Here is a 17,462-nt window from a genome sequence, read left to right on the forward strand (position 1 = left end):
AATGCGTGACTCGTTTTGCTGCTGTTGATCTTGGTTCTAATTCTTTTCATTTAGTGATTGCGCGCAGTGATGGCGGTACTTTGCAAGTATTGGATCGTTACAAAGAGTCAGTGCGTCTTGGTGAAGGATTAACGGATGATAAACGTTTAACACCTGAAGTTGAACAACGTGCATTAGCATGTTTAGAACGTATGGGACAACAATTGCGCGATATGCGTTCAAGTCGTGTGCGCATTGTTGGCACGAATACATTAAGGCAATTACGCCGTGATAGTCGTTTTATTGAACGTGCCGAACTTGCATTAGGGCATTCTGTTGAAGTCATTGCTGGTCGTGAAGAAGCACGCTTAATTTATCTCGGCGTGGCACACGGATTAGCGATTGGTGATGAAAAACGACTCGTGGTTGATATTGGTGGCGGCAGTACAGAACTCATTGTTGGTCAAGGATTTACGCCATTATTGCGCGAAAGTTTACATATTGGCTGTGTGAGTTTAACCCGGCGGTTTTTTGCAAATGATCGAATTACCGCTCGCGCAATGGAAAAAGCCGAATTAAACTGTGCATTGGAATTGCGACCGGTGCGTGAATTATTTCGCCAATCCGGCTGGCATACCGCAACCGGCAGTTCAGGAACGATTCGCGCTATTGCCGCAGTACTGGCCGCTGAAGGCTGGAGTAATGATGATGATAGTATTAATGCGGAAGGCTTATTAAGATTGCGTGAGGCGATGATTAATACTGGACGAGTGAGTGCTATTCACTTTAAAGGATTGACTGAAGATCGTCGGCCAGTTTTTGCCGGTGGCGTTGCGGTATTGCGTGCTATTTTTCTTAATTTAGATATTAAACGGATGCGCGTTTCCGATCAAGCGTTACGCGAGGGATTGCTTTATGAAATGTTGGGGCGTATTCAACATGAAGATGTGCGTGAACGCACTGTCATGACATTTTGTCGGCGCTTTGATGTAGATAAGGATCATGCCGAGCGTGTATCACAGACTGCATTAGCCTTATTTGCGCAATTACGTTTGCCCTGGCAATTAAATGATCCTAATGCACCTAAATTACTGAGTTGGGCGGCACATTTACACGAAATTGGATTAGCTGTTGCGCATAGTCAATATCAAAAACATGGCGCCTATCTATTAAGTCATGCCGATTTATCTGGATTTACACGCTCAGAACAGGATGTATTGGCGACATTAGTTTTGGGGCATCGCCGTAAATTACCAATGGATACATTTATGAGTTTATCTGGCACTGCTCGGGAATGTACACGGCATTTATGCGTCATTTTGCGGCTTGCTGTTTTGATTCATCGCGGGCGGTCTGCATCTGCCAAACCAACTCCTGAAGTCATTGCACAGAATGAACATTTGACACTCATGTTTCCGACGGGATGGTTAGCGACACACCCTTTAACCCGATTAGAATTAGAAGAAGAAGCACAACGCTTAATAACCGCTGGAATAAACTTGGAATTCTTTTAACCAAATAGGGTTAATTCAAATAAGTTCAAACTTAAATTTCAGGATTTTTAAACTCAAGCATCATCACTGGATTCAATGATGCTTTTCACATCAAACATGACAACTTGTGTACAGTTTCTCATGCTAAAAACATCACCTGAACGGCATATATTACGCTATGTTTTGCCGATTTTTTTTGCAATATTGCTAGTCATCACTGCAATATTTGGACTCGGCTTTTATTGGCTATATCAAACAGAAATATTTGTAGAAACCTGTACTGATAATACAACAAATGCTATTATGTTTAGCCCCCAACAGCCACATTGGCAACAATTACTCATAGTCATGGGTAGTGTATTTACAGTGTGTCTTATTGCAATTTGGTTGAGTGTATTGAGTTTTGTCAAACAACATCGATATAAAGCGCGGCTTGAATTACTTTCTCACTACGATCATTTAACAGAATTGCCAAATCGCACCTTGTTTTTTGATCGATTAGAACGTCTGCACATGCACGTTAAACGTTATCAACGTCGGTATGGCTTAATTGTAGTTGCACTAGATGGAATTAAAAATATTAACGACCGTTTAGGTCATCATGTTGGTAATGAATTGTTATTGCGCGTTGCGCGTATGCTAACTAATAGCCTGCGTCAATCGGATACGGTTGCGCGCCTAAGTAATTATGAATTTGCGGTACTATTAACTGAGATTCGTGATCCTCCAGCGGCGCTGTGGTTAGGTAAAAAAGTGGCGGCAGCATTAAAAGCGCCTATTCGTTTAAGTACAGGTGAAGTTGAATTGGATGTCAGCGTTGGAGTTGCTGTATTCCCAGAACACAGTCAAGATGCCGAAGAAATTTTTCGGTTGGCTTATCAAGCAATGTTACAAGTGAAGCGTTTAGACGGGGAATCGTGTCTTGGCGCATCACCACAAATTAGTTCACTAATGAAAGAACAATGAACAGATCAAAAATAAGATTAGTAATAGCATTTATTGATAGGTATACCATACCCAATCAGATGGATTCAGTTCATAGACAAAACCTTCAGCTTTCCGCGAAAAAACAAACTGATGAATCCATTTTTCACCACATCTTGCTTAATAAAAGTACTCGGTTATTTTAGATAATTTACCCAATTATCTAGTGCCAATTTAAGCTATAAATCTTCACCTTTCTATTAAAATCACTGCTTGTCATTGCTATGTTATTAGTCAATATTGAATTAGGGTTCTGCACGTCCAGTACAGGTGATCGCGCAGTCGCGTAACGTTGCGAATGGTACAAAACCACCACAACCACTGTAAAAGAATTGCCGACAGCGATCAGTGCGATAATCATAATAAAATGCTGGAATTGACGCACGACAATGACCGCGCCGCGGGCGATCAAGACAACGCACTGGCAGTATATCCGAGGAACGAACTGTAGCAGTTGGCGTACACCCACTAAAACAAACTGAGGTAGTGATAATGCAGCAGGTTAATCCGAGTTGAATAAGCGAAAATCGGTGTTGAGCAATAGTATGCACTGGTATTGTGTTATGACTTATTTCAAGTATGACGAGTTTAGCACCTGTTGACGGTTTTAACAAAATGAGATTAAGCAAATGCGCTTGCCTTTCTAGTTGCATTAGATTTGAATTCAACGAAACACCATGTCGGCGCAATTAACTAGTCCATCCTTTAGTAGTTGTTATTGCATTAAAAATGACACACAACGCCATTTTCAATAAGACATGCGCCTCTTCAAAATATAAAATACCTGCTATATTTATCGTATCCAATTTCAATTAGATTAAAGTGTAATTTACAATTAGAGCTGTTTTTTTACTTCTTATGATGAAATTACGCTATTATATTCTTGCACTATTGTTATTGTTTGGGCTTGCACCACTTATTTTAGCGGCTGCCATTAATTTACCTCTCGTATTAGAACGTACCGCGCTTTTCTATCAAAAAGCCTATTTACAAAATCTACGGGCAGATTTTCGTGATCTCGATCAACACCTTGCTAGTCGAGATGAAATTATCCGTTTATTAGCAAAATTGCCTGGATTAGAGATTATTCTTGGCAACGAAGGTGATGAAGAACATATTGATCTTGCTCGCGCTCGCTATACTGATTGGATTAATCAAATGCTGGCAGATCAACGTGACATCATTCAAATTTTATTTGTTGATCGTCAGGGACAAGAACGATTTTGGTTAGAACGTCATGCTGAAACTGGTATTTGGCATCCGACTGCTAATCCACCTGAGCCACCCAATTTAGGGTTTTTAAATGCCGCATTAAAGCTACAATCTGGTGCGGTATTGGTGAGTCGTATTCGCGTCAATCCTGCTTTAGCTAAAGCGGATCCGCGTCAATTATTAACTTTACAACTCGCCAGTCCTGTCAGGAATCAGCATCAATCGGAAACAGTTGGTGGATTATTGTTAATGACAATTGATGTCGGTGGACTAGCGCAGTTTTATCGTGACACATTATGGGTTAATTATCATGGGCATTATTTACGTCCGGGAACACCAATTAGCGATTTTAGTGAAGCCTTTACAGATTTCCCTGAATTAACCGCTGTATTTCACGAAGGCAAATTAGCATTATCAAAATCAGCTATAGGGATACCATATTTATGGGTGCCAATGTTTATGACCGAAGACGGATTACCATTATGGGTTGGGCGGCCAGTTGATTCATCGCCAATTGCCGATTTTCGTAATACCTTGATGATTCGCGTACTATCTATTATCTTGTTATTAGTAGCGGTCGTTTTATTAATGGCGCATTGGATTGCCAGTCGTGTTGAAGAGTTTGGAACTAAATTAACTGCAAGTGTGCGACATATTTTACGCGATGGACAAACCGTCACTTTGCAATGGCGCGGGCCGCGTGAAGTGCGTGAATTAAGTGAGCAATTAACCGAATTATCACGCACTCACGCAGAACATTTAGCGAGTGAACGGCAACATACCCGCCAATTGGAGCAATCGAATCGGTATAAATCTGAGTTTTTAACGAATGTTAGCCATGAACTGCGGACGCCATTAAATGCCATTTTATTATTATCAAAGTTATTGGCCGAACACTCATCCGGGTTAGATAGTGAACAGCGTCGCCAAGCCCAAGTGATCCATGAAGCCGGCAGTGATTTACGCACCATGATTGATAATATTTTAGATATTTCGCGTATTGAAGCCGGGCAAGTCACGGTCAGTTTAGAATGGGTTGAATTACGCCCTATGTTAGAAGAGTTATTTGCACTAATGGAACCACTGTTTCATGCAAAAGGTATTATACTGCACTTAAATATTGCAAATGAAACACCGCCGCGTCTGTATAGTGACCGAGATAAATTGCGGCAAATTATTAAAAACTTTTTATCCAATGCAGTGAAGTTTACCCACGTTGGCAGTGTCGTTATTCACGCTAAACCTGAGCATCATGCCAATTATGCCGTGCAAATTAGTGTGACTGACACGGGTATTGGCATTACCCCTGGTAAAGAAAACATCATTTTTGAAGCCTTTCAACAAGCGGATGGATCAACGCGGCGTCGCTATGGCGGAACGGGATTAGGCTTATCAATTAGTCGGGAATTAGCGGGATTGCTTAGTGGCAAAATTACCCTGAATAGTACGATTGGTAAAGGGTCATGTTTTACGCTAATTTTACCATTAGCACTGAATCCAGATACCTTTGATGATGTAGAAATTTTGGAGAGTAATGAAATCGTGCCAGTTAGTCATCATTTAACATCTACAACTGATTGGCCAAGTGATAATTTAGAAAACCTTGATGCTCATGATTTGGCAATAACCTATGCTATTCATCATGAATTTAATTTCAGCGATCATTGGGTGTTATTGATTGAACGTGATGTACAAACTTTATTGTGTTTAACGGTGCGTCTTGAAGCACTCGGATTGCGTGTACAAACAGCGGCTGATTTAGATGAGGCATTTGAAACCTTATCAGAAGAGGATGTTACAGGAGTAGTTTTATTACTCGCATCTAGTCAAGATTTAACAGTGACTTGCCAGCAGATTGCTACTTTGCGTAATGAAACACTATCAGATGCAATACCGCTTATCGTTCTTGGGTATGCTGATGATAATAAACAAGCAGAATATCTTGCCGCCGGCGCCACTGCTTTTATTAAAAAACCTGTCACCAGTGAAATGCTTTTTCACCTGCTGCATTCGTTATTAGTCAAGTCTTGCACGGAAATAACTTAAATAAACTTTAATTAAATACGCAAAAAAAAACCAAAATTAAGTTATTGTACTTTGGAATCTATCACCATGAACCGCACTGTATTTTATTTTGCAACCACGCAGTTTGAAGGCGCACGACAATTAGTTCAATTACCCAATACGCACCCCGCATCACGTTTGCATGGTCATAGTTTTCAAACTGTGGTTGTGACGCCGGTTAATACTCAATGGGAAAACCGTATTGGAATGCAAATGAATACGTTAATGACAGCATTGCACACGGCTGTCGAACCATTGAATTATGCTGATTTGAATCGCCAATTGCCGATGCCGAGTGATGCACATCTTGCGCATTGGTTGAATACGCGGCTGGCATTGCCAAATGCAACCCTGTTTGTTAATAGCACACCGCAACAGGGTGCCGAATTAACCGCCAATCATGTTGTCATACTCAAACGCCGCTATCAATTTGAAGCAGCGCATTATTTACCTCAGGTGCCGAATGGACATCCATGCGGGCGAATGCACGGGCATCGGTTTGGCGTGATCTTGCGTATTTGCGCTTTGGAATTAAATGTTGTGACGCATTCGGAGCAATGCAATCAATTAGATGCGCTTTGGCAGACGCTATCTATTGAATTGCATCATCAGTGTTTGAATCATGTGCCGGGATTAGAAAACCCAACCAGTGAACATCTGTGTCAATGGATATGGCAACGCTTAACATCCGCTTGTCCGGCATTATTTGGCGTGGCAGTGATTGAAACGGCCACGGCGGGTTGTCATTATGACGGTCAACAGTTTTGTATTTGGAAAGATCAACGGTTTGAAAGCGCGAGGCAGTTATGTGTAGCGCCCGCTGGTGATGGTCATCAACAATTGCAGGGTCACAGTTATCTATTACGTCTGCATCTGTGCGCGCCATTAGATACGGTATTGGGTTGGACGGTGGATTACGGCGAGGTGAAGGCGTTATTTCAGCCGATTTATGCGCAATTAGATCATCATTTGCTGAATGAACTACCGCAATTAACCGATACCGATGTAGGGAGTTTAGTGACGTGGATTAGTGCGCGGGCAACAAACACGCAACCTGAATTAGTGGCGGTGGAATTGCAACAACAGCCCGGCTGCGGTGCAATTTGCTGTGTGGGCGAGTCATTGCCGCCATTTTTAATGCTAGATCATTAGCGGTAGTTAATGACCGATTGATGTGAAATACAGCGCGCCGTGCAAACTATTTTTAATAGCAACTTGCCGTATCAATTGCGCTAGTCATTGCGTACTGGTCAAGCATCTCAATTAAAGTACCGGGTGCGTGACCAGTCAAATGCGCAATCAGTGATGAAGCGCGTCAATGCGACTGGTGCAATTAAAACCCCATTTTTTCAAAGAAGTTTTTTGCCCGATCTAACCAGGAACTTGAATTAGGGCTATGCTTATCACCGCCGGCGACAAAGCTCGCTTCTAATTCGTGTAATAATTCTTTTTGTCGGTCAGTTAAATTGACTGGCGTTTCTACCAACACGCGACAAATTAAATCACCCACCGGCCCGCCGCGCACCGGTTTAACACCCTTGCCGCGCATCCGAAACATGCGCCCAGTCTGCGTGCCATCGGGGACGCGCAGCATCACCTTGCCGTCGAGCGTCGGTACTTGAAACTCGCCACCGAGCGCGGCGGTGATGAAACTGATCGGCACTTCGCAAAATAAGTTGTTGTCTTCGCGGGTAAAAATCGGATGTTCCTGCACTTGAATTTGAACGTACAGATCGCCCGGCGGCCCGCCTTGCGCCCCGACTTCACCCTCGGCGGCGAGGCGAATGCGATCACCCGTGTCCACCCCCGCCGGCACCTTGACTGACAAGGTTTTTTCCTCTTGCAACCGCCCACTGCCGCGACAATGTCCGCAAGCATCTTCAATGATGCGCCCGGTGCCGCGACAGGTGGGGCAGGTTTGCTGAATGGAAAAAAAGCCTTGCTGCATCCGCACTTGGCCACTGCCCTGACAGGTCGGACAGGTTTTCGGCTGCGTCCCCGGCTTCGCCCCGCTGCCGCCGCAGTGATGACATTCCACCAGCGTCGGGATGCGAATTTTGACCTCTTTGCCGGCGACCGCCTCCTCCAACGTCAGCGATAGATCGTAACGCAAATCCGAGCCGCGCTGCGCCCGCCGTCCGCCGCCACTGCGCACTCCCGCGCCGAAAATATCGCCAAAAACTTCGCCAAAAATGTCGGAAAAACTGCCCGCGCCGAAGTCACCTTGACCGCCCGCAAACCCACCTTGATTCACGCCCGCGTGGCCGAATTGATCGTAAGCCGACCGTTTGCGCGGATCGGTTAATACGTCATGTGCTTCTTTTGCTTCTTTGAAATGCGTCAGTGCATCTGGATCATTTGGATTACGATCCGGGTGGTATTTCATTGCCAAGCGGCGAAATGCTTTTTTAATATCCGGCTCACTGGCATTCCGGGTCACGCCCAAGATTTCATAATAATCACGTTGAGACATAGCGGGTCATTCGTGGTACAGGTCAGTCATGGTTTTATTCACGCAATCATAATAGCAAAACGCCCGGGCGTCATTGATTATTTACGCTCATCTTTCACTTCTTCAAACTCGGCATCCACGACATCATCGCGGCTTGCTTTACCCGAAGTGGCGCCACTGGCTGACTCATTATCGGCATTAGCTTGTTGATGCGCGTATAACCGCTCGGCCATTTTACCCGCGGTTTCACTCAATAGTTTAGTCAGAGATTCAATGCGCTCTTTATTCTCACCCTTCATTGCCTCCTCTAATTCACGCATTGCCCGTTCAATGCGATCACGTTCATTCGGATCAATCCGCGATTCGCCTAACTGTTCTAATGATTTGCGCGTCGCGTGAACCAGTGTATCTGCCTGATTACGCGCCGCCACTAATTCGTGAAACTTGCGATCATCTTCCGCGTGCGCTTCGGCATCCTTAACCATGCGTGAGATTTCGCCTTCGGATAAACCCGACGAGGCTTTAATAATAATTGATTGCTCTTTACTGGTGGCTTTATCGCGTGCTGACACATTCAAAATGCCATTGGCGTCAATATCAAACTTGACTTCAATTTGCGGCACTCCACGCGGCGCGGGTGGAATATCCGATAAATCAAACCGCCCTAATGACTTATTGTCGGCTGCCCGCTCGCGTTCACCCTGCAATACATGCACCGTCACTGCCGTTTGATTATCATCAGCGGTTGAAAACACCTGCTGGGCTGACGTGGGAATGGTGGTATTTTTTTCAATTAACTTGGTCATAATACCGCCTAGCGTTTCAATCCCGAGCGATAATGGCGTCACATCCAGCAATAAAACATCTTTAACTTGACCGCCTAATACGCCGCCTTGAATTGAGGCGCCAATTGCCACCGCTTCATCAGGATTCACATCACGCCGGGGCGCCCGCCCAAAGAATTCCTGCACCTTTTCTTGCACTTTGGGCATTCGCGTTTGACCGCCAACGAGAATGACTTCATCAATATCACCCGCAGTCACACCCGCATCTTTCAATGCCGTGCGGCAAGGTCCCATTGTGCGTTCAATTAAATCTTCAACCAATGACTCTAATTTAGACCGCGTCAATTTGACGCTGAGATGTTTCGGGCCATTTTGATCGGCGGTAATGTACGGCAGATTAATATCCGTCTGCTGGCTGGATGACAATTCAATTTTGGCTTTTTCTGCCGCTTCTTTTAAGCGTTGCAATGCCAATGGATCATTATGTAAATCTACGCCCTGCGCTTTTTTGAATTCACTAGCAAGGAATTCAATAATGCGCAAGTCGAAATCTTCACCACCCAAGAACGTATCGCCATTGGTGGATAAGACTTCAAACTGGTGTTCGCCTTCGATTTCGGCGATTTCAATAATTGAAATATCGAATGTCCCGCCGCCAAGATCATACACCGCAATCTTTTGATCGCCGCGTTGCTTATCCATGCCATACGCCAGAGCGGCGGCGGTTGGTTCATTAATAATCCGCTTGACTTCTAATCCCGCAATGCGCCCGGCATCTTTAGTCGCTTGGCGCTGTGAATCATTAAAATACGCCGGCACCGTAATGACCGCTTCCGTGACGGTTTCGCCGAGATAATCCTCCGCCGTCTTTTTCATTTTTTGCAAAACTTTGGCGGAAATTTCGGGCGGCGCCATCTTCTTGCCATTCACTTCAACCCACGCATCACCATTGTCTGCTTTAACAATGCGATACGGCACCATGTCATTATCTTTTGATACGACCTGATCTTCAAAGCGCCGGCCAATTAACCGTTTAATTGCAAAGAGCGTGTGCTTTGGATTGGTGACGGCTTGGCGTTTTGCCGATTGACCAACCAGCACTTCACCATCGCTGGTATAAGCAACAATACTCGGCGTGGTGCGGTCGCCTTCGGCATTTTCAATGACTTTGGCTTTACCGCTTTCCATGACGGCGACGCACGAATTCGTTGTTCCGAGATCAATCCCGATGATCTTGCCCATTATTGAGTTCTCCGTTACAAATCTGATTCAGTAGAGGTCGCATCACGCGACATGGTTTAATACAGACATCTGGGGTAACAGTCACTGTTTTTCAAGTGGCTGAATACGCCGGGTCATTAATTCGTATGTGATAATTGCGCGACCATCACAAGTGCTGGGCGCATAAGACGGCCATTCAAGGAATAGCCACTTTGAATAACTGTCACAATGGTACCGGGCGGTACATCGGTGCGCGGCTGCATTGAAATCGCTTGATGATATTCAGGATTAAACGGCTCGCCATCCGGGTCAATACGCACCACGCCAAACTTATTCATCACATCGCTAAGTAATTTCAGCGTTAATTCCATGCCTTCGCGCAATTTGTCGAAGTTGGCATCGGGTTCTAATGCCGCTGCATGACCGAGTTCTAAACTATCACGCACCTGTAATAATTCACGCGCAAAGCCTTCTAATGCAAATTTATGTGCATTTTCTAATTCTTTAGTATGGCGCCGTTTGAGGTTTTCAATATCGGCGCGAGCATACAATAGTTGTTCATGGGTTTGATCGGCCCGCGTTCGCGCATCTTCTAATAGCAAAATCAATTCTGCCGGATCAGCCGGTAATACGGGTGGTGCCTGTTCGGTTGTCATCAATTCAGGCGTTGCGGGGGCGTCTGGTTCAATCCGCGCATCAGCGCCAGTGACCTGTTCCTGCATCGTTTTATTCTCCATCAAGCAGTCCCAGCGTTTTTATCCACTGGGAATTAAAACCGGTGTGGTTGATTCAGTTTGAATAGTGCAAATACGGACATGAATACACCCGAGCGCCTGATTAGATTCTCGCCCGGGTGTTGGCAGTGTGTATTTGACATTTTAATCCTTATACAATTGAACAGGATGATTGCTGACCGAACGCGGCGGCTAATAAGCGGGCGGTGACGTCAACGACTGGGATGACTCGTTGATAATTCATGCGCGTTGGGCCAATCACGCCTAATACGCCCAGCACTTGACCACGCACGCGATAGGTCGCGGTGACTAAACTGCAATCATCTAATAACGCATAGCCCGATTCATCACCAATAAAAATTTGGACGCCTTCAGCGGCGATGCAGCGATCTAATAAATCCAGTAATTGATGTTTTTCGGTAAAGGCCGCGAATAATGCTTTGAGCCGTTCGATATTCGCCAGTTCATCAAATTCCATTAGATTCGTTTGACCAGACACTAATAAATGATCTTTGGGTTCGGCGGTGACTAGTACCTGTTGTGCAAGCTGTAATACCTGCCGCATCAATTGATCCACATGTTGATGCGTTTGCTCAAGATCATCTAATAACTGTTGCCGTACCGTGTGCAAATCCTGCCCGCTGAACATCGCCGTTAGCATGTTGCCGGCCTGCACCAGTTGCGCGGGGGTGTAGGTGTGGTCGGTGTACACAATACGGTTATGTACCTCGCCAGCGCCCGTGACCAAAATGACCAGCAGCCGCGTCCCCGACAGTGGCACGAATTCGATCTGGTGGAACACGTCCCGCTCGCAGCGCGGCACCATTACCATGCCGGTCAGGTGTGTGATGCTCGACAGTAGCCGCGAGGCGGTGTCAACCAGTGTGGTCACGTCGGCGGCGGCGGCTAATTCGGTTTGACAGGCGTTAATGTCCTGTTCAGCCAGCGGTTGTACGGTCAATAAACTGTCCACAAACAGCCGATAACCCGAGACCGTCGGCACCCGCCCGGAGGAGGTGTGCGGCGACGTCACCAGCCCCATGTCCTCCAAATCCGCCATGACGTTGCGCACCGTCGCAGGACTCAAATCCAGCCCGGTATCTTTAGCCAAGGTGCGCGAGCCAACGGGTTGACCGTCACGAATGTAGCGTTCAATCAGCGCCTTGAGAAAATACGAGGCGCGCTCACTCATCAGCGGTTCAGTGCTGCGGGAATTCGGGTTATGAGTGTGTCGAATCGTGTTTGCCACTGCTCAAATGCCACGTTCATCCTGAATTGTGATCGAAATGGCCGCTGTATTGCTTGTTATCACCGTTCGGCGGGCGGAGTTGTGATCCGTTTGCCAGCGACACAATGCCATTTCAACCAGTTGTCATAGTCCTGAGTTTGATGTCATCGCCAGCAGTGCTGCCAACCGGTCATGGTTAGCACTCTTATTGTGGGAGTGCTAAAGGCGGCCAATGTAGGGATTACCGCCCACGCTGTCAAGCACAGGCGCTGACATGAAAACAACGTCGTGCCAATACGCGACACTGACTGCTACTGGAAAACTGACAAATGGTCAAATGACGCGATAAACTCAACCACCTTTTTATGATTATCATTTTATCTTTCGAGGTTTTCCTGTGGTCGCGCCGCATCCCCAATTTCGCCGCATTGAACGGCTCCCGCCCTACGTTTTTAACATTGTCAACGAGTTAAAGGCGGCTGCACGAGCGCGTGGTGAGGACATCATTGATTTTGGCATGGGCAATCCTGACCAGCCGACACCGCAACACATCGTTGACAAACTGGTTGAAGCCACGCTGCGCCGTGACACCCATCGCTACTCGGTGTCACGCGGCATCCCGCGCCTGCGCCGGGCAATTTGCCACTGGTATCAGGAACGCTACGATGTGTCGCTAAATCCCGACACTCAAGCGATTGTCACCATCGGCTCCAAAGAAGGCTTGGCACACTTGGCACTCGCCACGATGGGCGCGGGTGACACGGTGCTGGTGCCCAATCCCGCCTATCCGATCCATCCCTACGGTTTCATCATCGCTGGCGCGGATGTGCGACATGTGCGTTTAACGCCAGACGTGGATTTTTTTGAAGAATTACAACGCGCCATCCTCGACTCGTGGCCGCGCCCGAAAATGCTGGTGTTGAATTTCCCCGGCAACCCGACCGCGCAATGTGTCGAGTTGGACTTTTTCGAGAAAGTCATCACCATCGCCCGCGAGCATGGCATCTGGGTCGTTCACGATCTGGCGTATGCCGACATCGTATTCGACGGCTACCAAGCGCCGTCTATTCTGCAAGTGCCGCGTGCCATTGAAAACGCGGTGGAATTTTTCTCGATGTCAAAAAGTTACAACATGCCCGGGTGGCGCATCGGCTACATGTGCGGCAATGCAACACTGGTGGCGGCGCTGGCGCGGATGAAATCGTATCTGGATTACGGCACCTTTACGCCAATTCAGGTCGCGGCGATTCACGCGCTGGAATCGTCGCAGGAGTGCGTAGCCGAGATTCGGGCGCAGTACCAAAATCGCCGCGATGTGTTGTGTGACGGGTTGGATGCGCTGGGTTGGCCGGTGGAACGGCCGAAGGCGACCATGTTTGTTTGGGCAAAAATTCCTGAGCAATACCAACAACTTGGCTCGCTGGAGTTTGCTAAAAAACTGCTGCGCGATGCCAAAGTGGCCGTCTCACCCGGCATTGGTTTTGGTGATTATGGCGACACGCACGTCCGCTTTGCATTAATTGAAAATGAACAACGCACTCGTCAAGCATTAAAAGGCATTAAACACATGTTCCGTGAAGATAGTCGTGTTCATTTACCACCGACCGCTGTGATTGATTAACGGCGTCTTGTAGTCTCAATTCACTACGATTAAAAAACTAACAACGGCGGGGGAGTCAATCATCAATGATTCCACCGCCGTTTTGTATTGGTTAAGTCATTTCATTCAAGTGAGTGTTCTCAGGCGGGAACGATCAAATGCAGCAGATGCCGGTCATATACAAAAGTGACGCAGTTGGACACTAAGTGTTTGATTTTCTTAGAGTCGAGTTAGTTGCGATGTAAAATCTCATTTCTATAAAAATCAAGTACTTGCGCTTTCAATTGCATAATTCCTAAGCAATGTCGCTTAATTCAACGCGCTGTTTTTTAATAAAAAGCGTATTCACACAGAATTAGACTGCCGCCAACGTTTGCTGTGCAATTTCTAATTCTTCATTCGTGGGAATGACTAAAACTGCGATTGGACTGGTTGCATGACTAACCACCCGTTCTCCGCTGTTTGGCGCATAATTGGCAGTTTCATTTAATATGATACCGAAATTGTTTAACCCGTTTAGAGTATGGGTGCGGACGTCTGCATCATTCTCACCAATGCCACCGGTGAATACAATCGCGTCTAATTGACCTAACACCGCGTAATAAGCGCCAACGTATTTTTTCAAGCGGTAGCAAAATACGTTTAATGCCAATTCGGCATCTTGATTGTGATCTTGCGCAATTAAACGGTGCAATTCGCGCATGTCATTGACGCCGCACAAACCGAATAATCCGCTTTGGCGATTAAGTAAAGCGTCGAGTTGATGATGATCTAATCCCAAATGTTGCGTGAGATATAAAAGAATTGCTGGATCAAGATCACCACACCGCGTCCCCATGACCAATCCTTCTAATGGCGTCATGCCCATTGACGTATCTACACTGCGCCCCTGTTGAATAGCCGTTGCGCTACAGCCATTGCCCAAATGCAAAGTAATGAGATTGCACTGGTCAAGGGGTTTATTTAATAATAACGCGGCACGTTTAGCGACATAATGATGCGACGTGCCATGAAACCCATAGCGCCGAATATGATGTTCATTATAAAGCGTGGCGGGCAACGCATAATGATAGGCAGGGCGTGGCATGGTTTGATGAAATGCCGTGTCGAATACCGCGACCTGCGGTACTTGCGGAAATAACGCCCGCGCAATTAAAATACCATCTAAATTGGCGGGATTATGCAGCGGTGCTAATGGAATCATTTGGCGAATCGCATCAATGACGGCATCATCAATGATGGTTGGAATATGAAATGCCTCGCCGCCATGCACAACGCGATGCCCAACGGCGCACAATTCTTGAATATCAGTTAATGCACCACTGGATTGTAAGCGCGTGACAATCTGCTCTAAACCAATATGATGATTGGCAATTGCATGTTGTTCTGTTTCTATACACTGCTCACCCGTAGCGGATAACCAGCGGTAATGAAATGTGCCAGTGACTTCACCAATCCGGCTGACTTGACCCGATGCAACTACTGCCCAATCTTCAATCCGAAACAATTGAAACTTGAGTGAAGAACTGCCCGAATTTAATACGAGAACTTTCATGCTGCACTGTTTCCCGAATGCGTTTTTGCTTGTTGCGCTTGAATTGCGGTAATGGCCACCGTATTCACAATATCGGTCACGGTGCAACCCCGACTTAAATCATTAACTGGTTTATTTAATCCCTGCAATACTGGACCAATTGCCACTGCACCGGCGCTGCGCTGCACTGCTTTATAGGTATTATTCCCGGTATTCAAATCGGGAAAAATAAATACGGTTGCCACGCCGGCCACTTCACTCTCGGGCATTTTTGATCGCGCCACACCCATATCCACTGCGGCATCGTATTGAATTGGCCCGTCGAGTTTTAATTCAGGACGGCGCTGCCGGGCAATTTGAACCGCTTGCCGCACCCGCTCGACATCTTCACCGACACCCGAGCTACCGGTTGAATAAGACAGCATTGCAATGCGCGGTTCAATCCCAAAAGCGGCGGCGGTATCGGCGGATGCTAATGCAATATCCGCTAATTGTTCAGCATTCGGATTGGGATTCACCGCGCAATCACCATACACTAATACGCGGTCGGCTAAACACATAAAAAACACACTCGAAACTAATTGCGTATTCGGACGGGTGCGAATGATTTCAAAGGCCGGACGAATGGTATGTTGCGTGGTGTGAATTGCGCCGGAGACCATGCCGTCGGCTTCACCAATTGCCACCATTAACGTCCCAAAATAGCTGACATCGGCTAATGCGTCATGCGCCATTTGCATAGAAATGCCTTTATGTTTGCGCCGTTCATAATAAATGGCAGAGTATTGATCGCGTTTGGGTGAGGTGACCGGATCAATAATAGAAATTTGGTCAAGATGTAATCCTAATTCAGCAATTCGCCGCTGAATTTTATCAGGATTACCTAATAAAGTTAAATCGGCAACATCGCGCAAAGTTAAAATTTCAGCGGCGCGTAGAATACGCTCATCCGTTCCCTCAGGTAATACAATATGTTGGCGCTGCGATTTAGCACGGTGAATTAACTCGTATTCAAACATCAATGGTGTAATGCGGGTTGCCTGATGCGATGAGACACGCTGCTGCAAATCTTTAATATCTACATTCGATTCAAATACACCTAATGCCGCCGCTAATTTGCGCTCATCGCCAGGTAAAATAGTTGATTCAATTTTGCTAATAGCAAGCGTGGTGGTAAAGGTGTCGGTTGGGACGCTAAAAATGGACACCTTATTGCGGCGCAACCCATCAATTAACCGCCGCACATTATCCGCAGGTTTTAATCCACCGGTGAGAATTAAACCGGCAACACGAGGAAAGGACGCGGACACATCAGCTACCAAACTTGCCAAAATAATATCGCTGCGATCCCCCGGAACAATAATTAAACAACCATCTGCGATATAATTCAAAAACCCAGGGATTTCCATTGCCGCGACGCGATAATTCTTCACAACTTGGTTAAGACCTTCGCGTTCGCCGTATAAACATTCAGCGGCTAATGCTTTAGTTATTTCACCAATTGTTGGTTGCGCAAGCGTTGGCACTGCGGGAAATACATACACCGTTTCATTTGTGGGTACGACATCACGCGCCCGGCGGCGTACTAGGTCAACGTATTCGGGATTGACGCCATTGACAATGGTGGCTAATAAATCACCGCCGCGATTTAGCATGGATTCATGTGCCAATTGTAATGCATTGAGTGTTTCTTCTGGACTGCGATTAAACCCTTTAATGACTACGACAATGGTGCAGCCAAAGTTATTGGCCAGATCGGCATTAAAATCGAATTCTAATGACGGCACTAGCCCATCAAAATCCGTCCCGGCACATAATACGATGTCGCACTTTTCTTCGAGTACTTTAAATTTGTTGAGAATGAGTTTGAGTAGTTCATCATAATGACCGCTGGCAACTAATTCGCTGGCCAGTTGCGCCGTACAGCCATACAGCATTTCGGGTGGAAATGGCAGTGCGTAGCGGGCGCGAATTAAACTGGTCAGGTTGTCTTCATCAATATGATGATTGACAATAGGGCGAAAAAATCCCACCCGGCCGTAAATTGCTGATAAAAACTCCATAAAACCCAATATAGCGACTGATTTGCCACTCCCTGAACCGGCGCCGGCAATATACAAACTTTGCATGTTAGATACCTTAGTGATAATAGACATTAAGTGAATACACTTGTGTA

General features: G+C 46.3%; 12 protein-coding genes. 5 read left to right on the plus strand and 7 right to left on the minus strand.

Going from position 1 to position 17,462, the window contains the following annotated elements; translation table 11 throughout:
• The first annotated feature begins 5 nt into the window (after positions 1-5).
• Both HUK38_RS08855 and HUK38_RS08860 read left to right on the plus strand, forming a co-directional pair.
• On the plus strand, positions 6-1,493 hold the full coding sequence (locus HUK38_RS08855) for a Ppx/GppA phosphatase family protein (protein ID WP_182583974.1): 1,488 nt from the start codon (positions 6-8) through the stop codon (positions 1,491-1,493).
• A gap of 120 nt (positions 1,494-1,613) precedes the next feature.
• Positions 1,614-2,438 carry a GGDEF domain-containing protein gene (locus HUK38_RS08860; RefSeq protein ID WP_182583975.1) on the plus strand — a complete coding sequence of 275 codons (825 nt, stop codon included), beginning with the start codon at positions 1,614-1,616 and terminating at the stop codon, positions 2,436-2,438.
• A gap of 263 nt (positions 2,439-2,701) precedes the next feature.
• Here HUK38_RS08860 and HUK38_RS15515 read toward each other — a convergent pair whose 3' ends face one another.
• Positions 2,702-2,878: a BPTI/Kunitz-type proteinase inhibitor domain-containing protein gene (locus HUK38_RS15515; RefSeq protein ID WP_182583976.1), complete on the minus strand. Its 177-nt coding sequence runs from the start codon at positions 2,876-2,878 to the stop codon at positions 2,702-2,704.
• Between the two features lie 436 nt (positions 2,879-3,314).
• Between HUK38_RS15515 and HUK38_RS08870 the strand changes: the two genes are divergently transcribed.
• Entirely contained in the window at positions 3,315-5,714 is a 2,400-nt protein-coding gene (locus HUK38_RS08870) for an ATP-binding response regulator (RefSeq protein WP_238787553.1), read from the plus strand.
• A 66-nt stretch (positions 5,715-5,780) separates the two neighbouring features.
• Positions 5,781-6,884 carry a 6-carboxytetrahydropterin synthase gene (locus HUK38_RS08875; protein WP_182583977.1) on the plus strand — a complete coding sequence of 368 codons (1,104 nt, stop codon included), beginning with the start codon at positions 5,781-5,783 and terminating at the stop codon, positions 6,882-6,884.
• Positions 6,885-7,065: 181 nt separating this feature from the next.
• On the opposite strand, the gene dnaJ is transcribed toward HUK38_RS08875, so the two are convergent.
• From dnaJ to hrcA, 4 genes are all read right to left on the minus strand, one after another.
• Positions 7,066-8,205, minus strand: a complete 1,140-nt coding sequence (gene dnaJ, locus HUK38_RS08880) for a molecular chaperone DnaJ (RefSeq protein ID WP_182583978.1) — start codon at positions 8,203-8,205, stop codon at positions 7,066-7,068.
• Positions 8,206-8,282: 77 nt separating this feature from the next.
• Positions 8,283-10,211, minus strand: coding sequence for a molecular chaperone DnaK (gene dnaK, locus HUK38_RS08885; protein WP_182583979.1), 1,929 nt, complete (start codon positions 10,209-10,211; stop codon positions 8,283-8,285).
• A 116-nt stretch (positions 10,212-10,327) separates the two neighbouring features.
• A complete protein-coding gene (grpE, locus tag HUK38_RS08890) occupies positions 10,328-10,927 on the minus strand; it encodes a nucleotide exchange factor GrpE (RefSeq protein WP_182583980.1) in 600 nt (199 codons plus the stop codon).
• Positions 10,928-11,075: 148 nt separating this feature from the next.
• Positions 11,076-12,116 (minus strand): heat-inducible transcriptional repressor HrcA, encoded by a 1,041-nt coding sequence (gene hrcA / locus HUK38_RS08895; RefSeq protein ID WP_182583981.1) that lies wholly within the window; start codon positions 12,114-12,116, stop codon positions 11,076-11,078.
• Between the two features lie 433 nt (positions 12,117-12,549).
• On the opposite strand from hrcA, the gene alaC reads away from it, so the two are divergent.
• Entirely contained in the window at positions 12,550-13,773 is a 1,224-nt protein-coding gene (gene alaC, locus HUK38_RS08900) for an alanine transaminase (protein ID WP_182583982.1), read from the plus strand.
• 334 nt (positions 13,774-14,107) lie between these two features.
• Here the strand turns inward: alaC and HUK38_RS08905 are convergent, their stop codons facing one another.
• Together HUK38_RS08905 and pta are read right to left on the minus strand one after the other, a co-directional pair.
• Positions 14,108-15,307 (minus strand): acetate/propionate family kinase, encoded by a 1,200-nt coding sequence (locus HUK38_RS08905; RefSeq protein WP_182583983.1) that lies wholly within the window; start codon positions 15,305-15,307, stop codon positions 14,108-14,110.
• The gene (pta, locus tag HUK38_RS08910) at positions 15,304-17,415 is read right to left on the minus strand and encodes a phosphate acetyltransferase (protein ID WP_182584012.1); all 2,112 of its coding nucleotides are present in this window, start codon (positions 17,413-17,415) and stop codon (positions 15,304-15,306) included. The genes HUK38_RS08905 and pta overlap by 4 nt, the downstream gene beginning before the upstream one ends.
• Positions 17,416-17,462 lie beyond the last annotated feature (47 nt).

It is taken from the genome of Thiospirillum jenense, assembly GCF_014145225.1.
GTDB lineage: Bacteria > Pseudomonadota > Gammaproteobacteria > Chromatiales > Chromatiaceae > Thiospirillum > Thiospirillum jenense.

Bases quoted from the DNA above. Each gene is read 5' to 3' on its own strand.
- HUK38_RS08860 (WP_182583975.1), top strand. From the start codon at position 1,614: ATGCTAAAAACATCACCTGAACGGCATATATTACGCTATGTTTTGCCG.
- HUK38_RS08870 (WP_238787553.1), top strand. From the start codon at position 3,315: ATGATGAAATTACGCTATTATATTCTTGCACTATTGTTATTGTTTGGG.
- HUK38_RS08875 (WP_182583977.1), top strand. From the start codon at position 5,781: ATGAACCGCACTGTATTTTATTTTGCAACCACGCAGTTTGAAGGCGCA.
- dnaJ (WP_182583978.1), bottom strand. From the start codon at position 8,205: ATGTCTCAACGTGATTATTATGAAATCTTGGGCGTGACCCGGAATGCC.
- dnaK (WP_182583979.1), bottom strand. From the start codon at position 10,211: ATGGGCAAGATCATCGGGATTGATCTCGGAACAACGAATTCGTGCGTC.
- grpE (WP_182583980.1), bottom strand. From the start codon at position 10,927: ATGGAGAATAAAACGATGCAGGAACAGGTCACTGGCGCTGATGCGCGG.
- hrcA (WP_182583981.1), bottom strand. From the start codon at position 12,116: ATGAGTGAGCGCGCCTCGTATTTTCTCAAGGCGCTGATTGAACGCTAC.
- HUK38_RS08905 (WP_182583983.1), bottom strand. From the start codon at position 15,307: ATGAAAGTTCTCGTATTAAATTCGGGCAGTTCTTCACTCAAGTTTCAA.
- pta (WP_182584012.1), bottom strand. From the start codon at position 17,415: ATGCAAAGTTTGTATATTGCCGGCGCCGGTTCAGGGAGTGGCAAATCA.